The organism is Dactylosporangium aurantiacum, from assembly GCF_000716715.1.
GTDB lineage: Bacteria > Actinomycetota > Actinomycetes > Mycobacteriales > Micromonosporaceae > Dactylosporangium > Dactylosporangium aurantiacum.
In genome coordinates this window covers 1-12,394 of the sequence record NZ_JNYJ01000020.1, presented here as the reverse complement: position 1 = coordinate 12,394, position 12,394 = coordinate 1, and the positions used below count along the sequence as shown (strand labels likewise).

Annotated in this window: 10 protein-coding genes and 1 tRNA gene; 8 read left to right on the top strand and 3 right to left on the bottom strand. The window is 73.8% G+C overall.

Annotated features, from left to right (window positions below):
- Positions 1-52 precede the first annotated feature (52 nt).
- The 3 genes from OP18_RS57440 to OP18_RS21830 all read left to right on the top strand — a co-directional run bounded on the left by OP18_RS57440 (position 53) and on the right by OP18_RS21830 (position 4,527).
- Positions 53-179 (top strand) — tRNA-OTHER (locus OP18_RS57440).
- A gap of 29 nt (positions 180-208) precedes the next feature.
- Entirely contained in the window at positions 209-2,398 is a 2,190-nt protein-coding gene (locus OP18_RS21835; protein ID WP_052387105.1) for a TerD family protein, read from the top strand.
- A 290-nt stretch (positions 2,399-2,688) separates the two neighbouring features.
- Positions 2,689-4,527 carry an ATP-binding protein gene (locus tag OP18_RS21830; protein WP_052387104.1) on the top strand — a complete coding sequence of 613 codons (1,839 nt, stop codon included), beginning with the start codon at positions 2,689-2,691 and terminating at the stop codon, positions 4,525-4,527.
- Here OP18_RS21830 and OP18_RS21825 read toward each other — a convergent pair.
- Positions 4,488-5,285, bottom strand: a complete 798-nt coding sequence (locus tag OP18_RS21825; protein ID WP_033360853.1) for an SDR family NAD(P)-dependent oxidoreductase — start codon at positions 5,283-5,285, stop codon at positions 4,488-4,490. The two genes, OP18_RS21830 and OP18_RS21825, sit on opposite strands and share 40 nt — an antisense overlap.
- Positions 5,286-5,430: 145 nt before the next feature.
- On the opposite strand from OP18_RS21825, the gene OP18_RS21820 reads away from it, so the two are divergent.
- Positions 5,431-6,021 (top strand): DinB family protein, encoded by a 591-nt coding sequence (locus tag OP18_RS21820; RefSeq protein WP_033360852.1) that lies wholly within the window; start codon positions 5,431-5,433, stop codon positions 6,019-6,021.
- A 4-nt stretch (positions 6,022-6,025) separates the two neighbouring features.
- On the top strand, positions 6,026-6,526 hold the full coding sequence (locus OP18_RS21815; RefSeq protein ID WP_033360851.1) for a hypothetical protein: 501 nt from the start codon (positions 6,026-6,028) through the stop codon (positions 6,524-6,526).
- Positions 6,527-6,537: 11 nt separating this feature from the next.
- Here OP18_RS21815 and OP18_RS21810 read toward each other — a convergent pair whose 3' ends face one another.
- Positions 6,538-7,218: a M23 family metallopeptidase gene (locus OP18_RS21810; protein WP_052387103.1), complete on the bottom strand. Its 681-nt coding sequence runs from the start codon at positions 7,216-7,218 to the stop codon at positions 6,538-6,540.
- A gap of 236 nt (positions 7,219-7,454) precedes the next feature.
- Between OP18_RS21810 and OP18_RS21805 the strand changes: the two genes are divergently transcribed.
- The 3 genes from OP18_RS21805 (at position 7,455) to OP18_RS21795 (ending at position 12,022) form a co-directional block, all read left to right on the top strand.
- Positions 7,455-8,843 carry a cellulase family glycosylhydrolase gene (locus tag OP18_RS21805; protein ID WP_033360850.1) on the top strand — a complete coding sequence of 463 codons (1,389 nt, stop codon included), beginning with the start codon at positions 7,455-7,457 and terminating at the stop codon, positions 8,841-8,843.
- 135 nt (positions 8,844-8,978) lie between these two features.
- Positions 8,979-9,593: a GrpB family protein gene (locus OP18_RS21800; RefSeq protein WP_033360849.1), complete on the top strand. Its 615-nt coding sequence runs from the start codon at positions 8,979-8,981 to the stop codon at positions 9,591-9,593.
- Positions 9,594-9,622: 29 nt separating this feature from the next.
- The gene (locus tag OP18_RS21795) at positions 9,623-12,022 is read left to right on the top strand and encodes an FdhF/YdeP family oxidoreductase (protein WP_081970982.1); all 2,400 of its coding nucleotides are present in this window, start codon (positions 9,623-9,625) and stop codon (positions 12,020-12,022) included.
- On the opposite strand, the gene OP18_RS21790 is transcribed toward OP18_RS21795, so the two are convergent.
- Positions 12,009-12,394, bottom strand: a 386-nt coding sequence (locus OP18_RS21790; RefSeq protein ID WP_033360848.1) for a pectate lyase, incomplete at its 5' end; no start/stop codon positions are given. The genes OP18_RS21795 and OP18_RS21790 overlap by 14 nt on opposite strands.

Here is a 12,394-nt window from a genome sequence, read left to right as displayed (position 1 = left end):
GCGGGCTAAATCGATCGCGGCCGGTGGCGCCGCGGTGCGATGATCGACGCCTGGGTCGCTAGCTCAACTGGTAGAGCATTCGACTGAGTAGCGCGTCCGCTCTCCGCCTGCGCGGGCATGGATGTGCTTCCTTCTCCTGTTGGATCGAAGGGTTCGGGGTTCGAGTCCCCGGCGGCCCACCCATGCCAGCAGCCGAACGGGGGACCGTGTGCTCGAGAAGCTGATCATTCGCAAGACGCTGCGGGTACCCGCCGCCGCCGGCGCGCCCGGCGACGGCTCGGCGGTCGCCCGGCAGCTGGACGCCGCGCTGCTCGACGCCGGGTTCGCCGCGTCGCGGGCGCTGCTGTCGCACGTCGGGGCCCTCGCGCCGGCACCGGCGATGGACCTCGCCGCCACCGTCGTGTCCGCGGTCCGCGAGCTGGTCGGCGACCACGTCCAGCACAACGCCTACTTCATCGGCTTCCCGCACGACGTGCCGGACACCGTCGAGTTCTGGGTCGAGCGGCTGCGCGCGGCCGTGCTCGCCGGCGGCGGCACCGCGCTGACCGAGGCGCAGCTGCGTGCCGCGGTCACCCAGGGCGGGGTGAACCTGCTCGACCTGCCCGGGTACGGCACGTACCAGCACACCTACGACGAGCTGCTGGCCGCGCACGACGCGTTCGTCGGCGCCGCCGGCGACCGGCTGACGGTGCTGCACCTCGGCGACACCGCCGAGGTGGAGGCGCAGCGGCTCTACCTGGCCCTGGCCGGTGGGGTGACCCCGCTCGGCGAGGCGGACCTCGCGGCCCTCGGCGAGCTCGCGGTCGCCTGCCTCGACGGCGTCCAGCCGGACACGGTCCCGGTGCGCGAGCACCGCGCCGTGCTCAACGGCGTCCGGCTCGTCCTGGGCCGGCCGCTGGTCGCCGTGGACACCACCACCGACGTGCTGCGCCTGGCCTGCCAGGCCTCCGGCGGGGACACCTCGCTGGCGACGCCGGCCCGGTTCCGCTCGTTCCGGCGCCCGGAGCGGCGGGTCCTGCTGGCCGCGCTGGACGCGGTCGTCGCGGCGAGCCCGGACAAGCTCGGCGACGTCGCGCGGTACGCGGAGCGGTGGAAGCGGCTCGGCGAGCGGCTGCACCCGCACGAGCACCGGCAGTGGCCGCACGCGCAGGAGGTGTTCGCCGTCGCCCGTGGCGAGCGGCGGGTCCCCAACCTCGCCGGCCGCGCCGAGGCGGCGATCGACGCCGGGGCCGTCGCACCGGCGGCGCGGGTGCTGTCGGCCGCGCCGGGCCTGCTGCTGCGCGCCGCGGACCGGCTGCTGCGGCTGGCGTCGCCGGCCGAGCAGGCCGCCGTGGTCGAGCAGGTGACCGCCGCGCTCGGCACCGCGTCGGGGCGGGTGCTGTGCTCGCTGCGTGAGCACGTCGGCAACCGGCTGGCGCCCGCGTCGGCCCGCATGTACGCGAACCGTTCGCGCCGCGCCTGGATCGGCCGGGACGAGCGGCCGCCGCTGCCGGCCGGGCTGGTCGCCGAGCTGTCCGCGCGGCTCGACGCGCAGATCGGCGCCCGGCTGCCGCAGACGCAGCGGCCGCTGCTGGTCGACCCGGACGTGCTCGGCGTCGCGCTGCCGCTGTCGGGCAAGGCGGCCGAGGGCGGCTACGCGGTGCTGCCGCGTGGCTCGCGGGCGCCGGTCTCCGGCGAGCTGCTGCGCTTCTTCACGTACTGGCGCCAGACCAGCCGCCGCACCGACTTCGACCTGTCGGTGCTGCTGCTCGACGACGGGTACCACACGGCGGGGCAGGTGTCGTGGACGAACTACCACCACGACGGCATCGTGCACTCCGGCGACATCACCGACGCGCCGCACGGCGCGACCGAGTTCATCGACGTGCCCCTGACCGTCGGCGCGCGTTACGTCGTGCCGCAGGTGCACATCTACTCGGGCGAGTCGTTCGACGAGGTCGCCGAGTCGATGTTCGGGTACCAGACCCGGGCGCTGGACCAGCGCGGCGCGCCGTTCGACGCCCGCACCGTGCGGGCCCGCTCGGACCTGCGCGGCCCGGGCCGCATCGCGCTGCCGATGGTGTTCGCGCACGGCGCCGAGGGCTGGCAGGCGGTGTGGCTGCACCTGTACCTGCACGGCCGGGCCTCGTTCAACCGGGTGGAGAACAACACGTTCACCACCGCCGACCGGGTCCGGGCGCTGATGGAGCGGCGGTACCTCACCATGGCCTACCTCGTCGACCTGTGGCGGGCCCGGGCCGAGGTGACGGTGTGGGACGGCCGGCTGCCCGACGAGCCGGTCACGTTCGTCGGGCTCGAGGCGCCGGAGGGCCTGCCGGACGGTTCGCAGACCTATCCGCCAGCGGAGGGCTGCGAATCAGCAGCTCAGGGTGGAGCTCAGGCCGGCGCCGGAGCGTAGCGGAGGTGACGGCATGAGCGGCCCGCAGCGCAGGTGACGGCATGAGCGGCGGCGGCCGAGGCCATGTGGGCGCTTCCTTCTGTTCCGTTCGAATCGGGAGCCCCCGCGCGAGCGGGGGATCTGGTAGTCAGCGTCCGCGCTTCCCTCGGCCGCCGCGTCACCGCGGGAGACGGCCCACCCGCCCTTTCGGTTGCCTGGGGCCGGTGTCGTACATGTGGCTGACAGGCGAATGGGTCGTTGGGGAACCTTTGGGGCTCCGAAGGAAGATCCAGACCGTCGCGTGAGGTGTCGTGAACAACGCCGTGGGCAGTGCCGCCGGCAGCGCCGTGCGCGGCGGCACCGGGACGGCCCTCACGGTCGGTGTGCTCGGCCCGACGCTGGTGCGCCGCCACGGCGCCGACGTCGCCGTGGGTGGACCGGCGCCACGCACGGTGCTGTGCCGGCTGGTCGTCGCCCGCGGCCGGTACGTGTCCATCGACGCCCTCGTGGACTGCCTCTGGCCGCACGAACCGCCGCCGAGCGCCCGGATCACCGCGCAGGGCTACCTGTCGGTGCTGCGCCGCGCCCTCGAACCGGACCGGCCGCCGCGGGCGCCCGGGCGGCTGCTCGTGCGCGACGGCACCGGGTACGCGCTGCGGCTGGAGCCCGGCACGCTGGACGCCGACCGGTTCGCCGCGGCGCTGCACCGGGGCCGGGACCTGCTCGACGGCGGCGACCCGCGGGCCGCCCTCGCCTGCCTCGACGAGGCGCTCACGCTGTGGCGGGGACCCGCGTACGCCGACTGCGCCGACCGCGTGTTCGTGCTCGCCGAGGCGCACCGGCTGCGGGAGCTGCGCACCGCCGCGACCGAGCACCGGCTCGCCGCGCTCATCGAGCTCGGCGCGCACGAGACGGCCGCCGCGCAGCTGCGGGCGTTCCTCGCCGCGCACCCGCTGCGGGAGCGCGCGTGGGCGCTGCTGGCGCGGGCGCTGTACCTGGCCGGCCGGCAGGGCGACGCCCTCACGGTGCTGCGCGACGCCCGGCACCGCCTCATGGCGGAGCTCGGCGTCGAACCCGGCGCGGAGCTGGCCGGGCTGCACCACGAGATCCTGGACCGCGGGCCCGGCGACGCGCCGGCGGGTAACCTGCCGCATGCCGTGTCCGCGCTCGTCGGGCGGGACACGCAGGTCCGTGCGGTGGAGGGCCTGCTGCGCCGGCACCGCCTGGTCACGCTCACCGGCGCCGTCGGGATGGGCAAGACCCGCCTCGCCCTGGCCGTCGCGGCGGGCCGCGCCGACACCGACGGGCCGTGGTTCGCCGACCTGGCCGGGGTGCGCGAGCCCGCCGCGCTCGCCGGCCGCGTGTGTGCGGCGCTGGGCATTGCCGGCCCGGCCGGCACCGGCTCCCTCGTCGCGGCGCTGCGCAACCGGCGGCTGCTGCTGGTCGTCGACGACTGCCAGCACGCCGCCGCCGGGGAGCTGGTGTCGGCGCTGCTCAACGCCTGCCCGCAGGTGCGGGTCCTGGCCACCGGCCGGGAGCCGCTGCGGGTCGGCGGCGAGCAGCGGTTCGAGGTGCCACCGCTGCCCGCCGGCGAGGCGGTCGAGCTGTTCACCGCGCGGGCCGCGGCGGTGCTCAGCGGCTGGTCGCCGGGGGCCGGCGAGCGGCCACTGATCGCCCGGATCTGCGCGGCGCTGGACGGCATGCCGCTGGCGATCGAGCTCGCCGCCGCGCAGATCCGGATGCTGTCGCCGCGGCAGCTCCTGCAGCACCTCGACGAGGACCGGTTCGCGGTGCTGACCGGTGCCCGCACCACGTTGCTGGAGCTGATGGACGCCTGGTACGAGCGGCTCACCGGCACCGAGCAGCGGCTGCTGCAGGCCCTGGCCGTGTTCGACGGCGGGTTCGGGCTGGCCGCGGCCACCGCGGTCGCCGGGCCCGGCGGCGTCCTCGCCGACCTCACCGCGCTGGTGGACAAGTCGCTGGTGACGGTCGTGGCCGGCGCCGGCGAGCGGCGGTTCGCGCTGCTGGCGACCGTGCGGCAGTACGCGGTGCGCCGCACGCCCGCCGGGCGCCGGCAGGCGCTGGGGGAGCGGCACACCGCGTGGCTGGCTCAGGCCGCCGGCCCGCCGCGCGCGTCCTGCGGCAGCTGAACGCCGGTGAGGTCGGCGCACTGCGCCAGCAGCGCCTCCAGCAGCGCCGGGTCCAGAACGGCGCCGTCCGGCCGCCACTCCCGGTCGGTGAAGTACTCGCCGGTGACCAGGACGGCGGCGTCGGTACCGGCGGCGAGGCGCGCCTCGGCCCGGGCCGCATCCTCGGGGCTGGTCGGCGCGGTGTCGCCGCCCATCTTCGTGCGGACCCAGCCGGGGTCGAGCGCGTTGCTCAGCGTCGACGGCCACCGCCGGGCGATCGCGGCGGCGAGCATCAGGTCCAGCAGCTTCGTCGTCGAGTACACCGTGACGCCGTCCCACGGGCGCCGGTCGAACTGCAGGTCGGCGAGGTCCACGGCGCCGCCGGCGGCCATCGCCGAGGACAGGAACACCAGCCGCTCCGGTTGCGGCAGCAGCGCCGTCAGCAGGTACGCCGCCAGCACGTTGACCTGGAACATCGACTCGAGCCCGTCGCCGGTGAGCTCCCGCCGCGGGCTGTCCAGGCGGGCGATGCCGGCGTTGTGCACGATGCTGTCGAAGCGGCCGTACGCCTCCAGGGAGCCGGCGAGGGCGACGGTCCCGGCCAGGGAGCCCAGGTCGCCGACCGCGACCCCGGCCGCGCCGGGCAGCGCCGCCTTGGCCTCCGCGGCCCGGCCCTCGTCGCGGGCGTGCACGATCACCCGGTGCCCGCCCGCGATGAGCTGTGCCGCGGCGTGCCGGCCGATGCCGTCGGCGGATCCGGTGACAAGAACGGTGCGCATGAATGGTCCCTTCGTTGTGTGCGCCCACGATGATCGTGACCGTTGGGAGCCCGTCGGGACCTGGTTGGGAGCCGGTTGGAGACGCCCCGCCGGCGGCAGGCCCCGTGGGCGACGGGCCCGGGACCCATCAGGAAGACTGGCGGGCATGGCAGACCTGAGTGACCCGAAAGCGGCGCTGCACCACTACCTCCGGCAGACCCGCGACGACCTGATCTGGAAGCTCGACGGGCTGAGCGAACGCGATGCCAGGTTGCCGCGCACCCCGACCGGCAACAACCTGCTGGGCGTCGTCAAGCACTGCCTCAACATCGAGGCCGGCTACTTCGGGCTCACCTTCGGCCGCGAGTTCCCGACGCCCGGGGATCTCGTCCCCATGGAGATGTACGACGAGGACCCGCAGGCGGACTGGTACGCGCGGCAGGACGAGACGAAGGACGGGCTGATCGACCTGTACCGCCGGGTGGCCGTGTTCGCCGACGAGACGATCGAGCGGCTCCCGCTCGACGCGCCGGGGCGGGTGCCCTGGTGGCGGCCGGGTCACCAGGACGTGACCCTGCACCGGATCATCATCCACGTCACCTGCGACATCGCCCGGCACGCCGGGCACGCCGACATCATGCGCGAGGAGCACGACGGCGCGACCGGCCTGCGGCAGGACAACACCAACATCCCCGGCGGGTACGACTGGCCGGCGTACGTCACGAAGCTGACGGCCATCGCCGACCGCTTCGCGTAGTGCGGTGAGCTGGTCGCTGTACGTGGTGCCGGTGGACGCGCTGGGGCGCGACGGCATGGCGGAGTGGATCGCCTCGGCCGACCACAGCCGGGGTGTGCCGGCGGTCGTGCCGCGGGTCGTGCCGCGGCCGTCGGTCGGTGCGGTCCTGGACGCGTTGCGGGCGGCCGGCTGCCACGGCACGAACTGGTTCGAGGTGGCCGGTGAGCCGGCCGGCTCGCGGTTGCCGGAGTGTCCCGGGGCGGCGGCATGCGGCGCGGCGGTGGATCTCGGTGAGGTCAGCGTGTACACGGCCGGCCGGAGCAGCAGCGTGCCGGCCGTGACCGCCGACGCGGCCGTGGAAACCGTGACGTTCCGCAAGCCGGACCCGGCCGCGGTGCTGCGGGCGGTGTGCGCCCTGGCGGCGGTCGCGGGCCCGCAGCTGGTGTTCGACGAGGGCGGCGCGGCGGCGTTCGTGGTGTGGTCCGGGGAAGGGGCCGAGGCATTGGCCGGCGAGTGGCCCTGGTGAAGGCGACGCGGCTACGGGCAGTTGCGGCTGGTGCGGTGCTGGGTCGGTGACACCGGACCGGCGGTGCGGATCGGGCCGGTGCCGGCGTTGCCGTCGGTGGTGATGCCGGACGGGACGCCGTCGAAGACGGACTCGACCTTGTCGGCGTTGCCGCGGGTGTGGTCCGGGTCGCGGGTGTCGTCGTGCTGCTCGTAGTGCAGGTGCTCGACCTTGGTCGCGCCGGTCCGGCCGACGTGGCCGAGGAGCTGGCCCTGCTTGACGGACTGGTCCTGTTTCACCTCGGGCCAGGTCTGCAGGTGGCCGTACGAGCTGAACCAGCCGCCGCCGTGGTCGATGATGACGCCGAAGCCGAGCCCGCCGCGGGTGCCGATGGTGCCGGGGGCGGCCGGGGCGCCGGTGTCGAGCGTCGCCTGCCAGCCTGACCAGGCGACGGTGCCGGCGGCGGAGGCGAGCACGGCGCGGCCGCCGCTGGGGCCGCCGTCGTAGAAGAAGTCGATGTCGTAGTCGTCGTGGCCGGCGTACGTGGTCAGGCTCCACGACTCGCCGCAGGGGAACGGCAGCTGGAAGGCGGGGCGCGGGCCGGGCTGCTGCGGGTGGCCGTCGGCCCGGCGGGCGAGCACGACGTAGGACACGATGACGCAGGTGACGATGACGAACAGCATCGTCAGCCGGTAGACCCCACGCGCACTCACCAGCGATCAATCTACCCGGCCGCCGCAACGCGTTGTCCCGGGACAACGGGTGAAACGTTCACGGTCGGCGCGGCGCGGGCGAGCGCCGGGCGACAGGGGGCGTACCAGCGAAAATATCGCCGGGAAGGGGCGTCGACGGGGGCCGCGGCGCATTGACAGTGCTCAGCGCCGAACCTAGTGTCCGGCCCGCCGGTCCCGGGTCACGGGGCTGCTCACACCGACGTTTCGAGGTTTCCATGAGGAGAAGACTCAGCGTTCTCGGCGCCGTGCTGGTCGCGGTCGCCGCTTCCGTGGTGATGTTCGTGCAGCCCGCGTCCGCCGCCGTCGGCCTGCACATCAGCGGGCGCAACATCGTGGAGGCGAACGGGCAGAACCTGATCATGCGCGGGGTCAATCACCCACATGTGTGGTACACCGGCCAGACGTCGTCATTCGCGGCGATCAAGGCGGCCGGGGCGAACACGATCCGGGTGGTGCTCGGCACCGGCAAGCGGTGGGGGCCGTCCAACGACGTCCCGGCCGTGATCGGCCTGTGCAGGCAGAACAAGCTGATCTGCGTGCTCGAGGTGCACGACACCACCGGCTACGGCGAGGAGGGCGCCGCCGCGTCCCTCGACGAGGCGGCCAACTACTGGATCAGCCAGAAGGCGAACCTGGTCGGCCAGGAGAACTTCGTCGTCATCAACATCGGCAACGAGCCGATCGGCAACACCAACCCGGCGCAGTGGACGGCGGCGACCGCGGCCGCGATCCAGAAGCTGCGCACGAACGGCTTCGAGCACCTCATCATGGTCGACGCCCCGAACTGGGGTCAGGACTGGCAGAACGTCATGCGGGACACCGGCCAGACGGTGCTGGACGCGGACACCAAGCACAACACGGTGCTGTCGATCCACATGTACGCCGTGTACGCGAACGCCTCGACGATCATCGCCTACTTCGACGCGTTCAAGAACAAGGGCTGGCCCCTCGTCGTCGGCGAGTTCGGCTGGAAGTTCAACTCCGGCGAGGTCGACCACGAGACGATCCTGTCCGAGGCGCAGGCCCGCGGGCTGGGCTGGATCGCCTGGTCGTGGAGCGGCAACAGCGACCCGATCCTGGACATGACGGTGAACTTCAACCCGGCGCAGCTGACCACGTTCGGTGACCGGATCGTCAACGGCGCCAACGGGCTGAAGGCGACGTCGCGCGAGGCGTCGATCTACAGCGGCCAGAGCGCGAGCCCGTCGTCGGCCTCGCCGTCGGTGTCGCCGTCGGTGTCCCGCAGCCCGTCGACGTCGCCGTCGGCCTCCCGCAGCCCGTCGTCGTCGCCGAACGGCACGAAGACCTGCACGGCGACGTACGCGATCACCGGCCAGTGGCCGGGTGGCTTCCAGGGCGAGGTGCGGGTCACCGCCGGGAGCTCGGCGGTCTCCGGCTGGACGGTGGGCTGGACGTACGCCGACGGCCAGACGGTCAGCAACGCGTGGAGCGCGACCGTGACGAGCTCGGGCGCGGCGGTCACCGCCCGCAACGTGAACTACAACGGGACCCTGGGGGCGGGCGCGACGGCGTCGTTCGGCTTCCTCGGGTCGTGGACCGGCACGAACAGCGTCCCGGCGGCGCTGACCTGCGCGGCGAGCTGACGACCGGCGAGGGCGGACGGCCGGGCCCCGGGTCCGGCCGTCCGCCGTATCGTCGTCAGGGGTCGCGGCCGGGGTGCCGGCTGTCGTAGTCTGGCCGACTTTGCCGGGGTACGGCAGCGAGCACGGGAGGTCACGATGGCCGGGTATCCACCGGAGGTCACGCAGCGGTTCCACGGCACCGCGGAGCAGTTGGCGGCGGGGTTGGTCGGCGAGGCGCCGGCGCGGTGGCGGTCCGTCGTCGTGGCGGACTACGACCCGGCCTGGCCGCAGCGGTTCGCGGCGGCCCGCGCGGCGATCACCGAGGCGCTCGGCGACCTGGTCGTGGCGATCGAGCACGTCGGCTCGACGGCGGTGCCGGGGCTGCCGGCGAAGCCGGTCATCGACATCGACCTGACGGTCGGCGACAGCGCCGACGAGGCCGCGTACGTCCCGGCACTGGTACGGCTCGGCTACCGCCTCGTGCTGCGCGAACCCTGGTGGCACGGGCACCGGATGCTGGTCAGCGCCGCGGAGGACGTGCACCTGCACGTGTGGCCACCGCACTCCCCGGAGCTGGTCCGGCACCGGCTGTTCCGGGACTGGCTGCGCACCCACCCGGACGACCTGGAACGCTACGCCGGCACGAAGCGGAGCCTGGCCCGCGACACCGCGGAGCGACCGGGCGACTACAGCCTGGCGAAGAACGACGTCATCGACGCCATCTTCGCGCGGATCTTCGCCGCGGCGCAGGACGGACTACCCTCGTCGTAAGTGTCACCGCCGCACGTGGGAGTGCCCCGATGTCCACCTCACCGCCCGCCGCCGCCCCGCCGCCCGCCGATCTGCCCGCCGGACCGCCGGTGGACGGGGCCGGGCCGACCCTGCAGAGCGGGCCGGCGGTGGACGACGGTTCCGGCCCGCTGGTGGACGAGGAGGAGGCGCGGCTGCGGGTCGGGCCGCCCGCCGACCACGCCGCCGGCCTGCAGGCGGTGCGGCTCAGCATGGCCAACGCGGTGCGGCAGATGGGGGTCGTCAAGGCCACCCGCAACCTGCGCGCGCTCAACCAGGTCGACGGCGTCGACTGCATGAGCTGCGCGTGGCCCGACCCGAAGGGGCACCGGCACACCGCCGAGTTCTGCGAGAACGGCGCGAAGGCCGTGTCCTGGGAGGGGGTCCGGCAGACCGTCGGGCCCGAGTTCTTCGCCGCGCACTCCCTGGCCGACCTCGCCGGGCGCACCGACCACTGGCTGGAGCGGCAGGGCCGGCTCACCCATCCGATGGTCCGCCGCGCCGGCGCGGAGCACTACGAGCCGATCTCGTGGCAGGACGCGTTCGCCCTCATCGGCACCCACCTTAACGGGCTGGCGGGCCCGGACGAGGCGGTCTTCTACACCTCCGGCCGCACCAGCAACGAGGCCGCGTTCCTGCACCAGCTGCTGGCCCGGGCGTACGGCACCAACAACCTGCCGGACTGCTCCAACATGTGCCACGAGTCGACGTCGGCCGGGCTGGCCCGCACGATCGGCGTCGGCAAGGGCTCGGTGTCGCTGCAGGACCTGCACGAGGCGGACCTCATCGTGGTGTCCGGGCAGAACCCCGGCACCAACCATCCGCGGATGCTCACCGCGCTGGAGACCGCCAAGCGCAACGGCGCCCGGATCCTGGCGATCAACCCGCTGCAGGAGGCCGGGCTGATGCGCTTCGACAACCCGCAGAAGCTGCGGGGCCTCGCCGGTCGCGGCACCGGCCTCGCCGACGAGCTGCTGCAGATCCGCTCCAACGGCGACCTGGCGCTGTGGCAGGCGATCGGCCGGCTGCTGCTGGAGGCCGAGGACGCCGCGCCCGGCACGGTGCTCGACCGGGCGTTCATCGACCAGTACACCACCGGCTTCGACGCGTGGCAGCGGCACGTGCGGGCCGTCGACCGCGACGCGGTCCTCGCCGCGACCGGGCTCACCTGGTCGCAGATCGAGACGGCGGCGGCGATGCTGGCCTCGTCGAAGCGGATCGTGCACTGCTGGGCGATGGGCATCACCCAGCACCACAACGCGGTCGCGACGATCAAGGAGTTCGTCAACGTCGCCCTCGCCCAGGGCATGATCGGCAAGCCGGGTGCGGGGCTGTGCCCGGTCCGCGGCCACTCCAACGTGCAGGGCGACCGGACGATGGGCATCTGGGAGGCGCCGCCGGCGTTCTTCCTCGACGCGCTCGGCGCCGAGTTCGGCTTCGCGCCGCCGCGCGAGCCCGGCTTCGACGCCGCCGACGCCGTGCGGGCGCTGCGCGACCGCCGCGCGAAGGTGTTCATCGCGCTCGGCGGCAACTTCGTCGCGGCGATGTCCGACACGGACGTCGTCACCGAGGCGATGCGCGGCGCCCAGCTGACCGTGCAGATCTCCACCAAGCTCAACCGCAGCCACGTCGCCGCCGGCCGCACCGCGCTGATCCTGCCCACGCTCGGCCGCACCGAGCAGGACCTCACCGGCGGCCGGCCGCAGCGGGTCACCGTCGAGGACTCCATGTCGGAGGTGCACGCGTCCCGGGGCCGTTCGGCGCCGGCCGGTCCGCTGCTGCGCTCGGAGGTCGACATCGTCTGCGGCATCGCCGCCGCCACGCTCGGCGACCGGCACGGCATCCCGTGGCAGGACTTCCCCGCCGACTACGACCGCATCCGCGACCGGATCGGCCGGGTCGTGCCGGGCTGCGCCGACTACACCGAGCGGATCCGCACCCACGGCGGCTTCACCATGCCGCACGGGCCGCGCGACTCCCGCACGTTCCCGACCCCTGAGGGCAAGGCCGTGTTCACGGTCAGCCCCCTGGAGGTGCTCAGCGTGCCGCCGGGCCGCCTGGTGCTGCAGACGATCCGCAGCCACGACCAGTTCAACACCACGATCTACGGCCTCGACGACCGGTACCGCGGCATCCGCTCCGGGCGGCGGGTCGTGTTCATCAGCGCCGCCGACCTCGCCGAGCTCGGCCACGCCGACGGCGACGTGGTGGACCTCGTCTCGGAGTGGACCGACGGGCGGCAGCGGCGCGCCGAGCGGTTCCGGCTGGTGGAGTACAACACGCCGAAGGGCTGCGTCGCGGCGTACTACCCGGAGACCAACCCGCTGGTGCCGCTGGACTCGCAGGCTGCGGTCAGCGGCACCCCCACGTCGAAGTGGGTCGTGGTGCGGTTGGAACCTAGCGGTACGTGATGTCCGAGGCGTTGTAGAAGCAGTTGACGCCGTCGGCGCCCGATCCGACGTGGGTCGGCTCACTGCCCTTCGGCGCGCCCAGGTACTTGTCGCAGATCGTCGCCGAGCCGTAGACGGTGACGCGGGTGAACCGGGCCGTGTCGCCCCAGTTGATGTTGATACCGGCGATCACCTTCGTGGACCTGGCGATGATGTTGTCCACGACCACGTTGCGCTGGTAGGAGTTGGTGCAGTTGCCGCAGGCGCGGTAGAGCTTGCCGGCGTTCTCGACGTAGAAGCCGGAGATGTTCACGGTGCCGTTGCCGTTGTGCTGGAACACCTTGTCGCTGGCGGAGCGGGCGCCGCCGCCGATGACGTAGCTGGTGCCGCCGC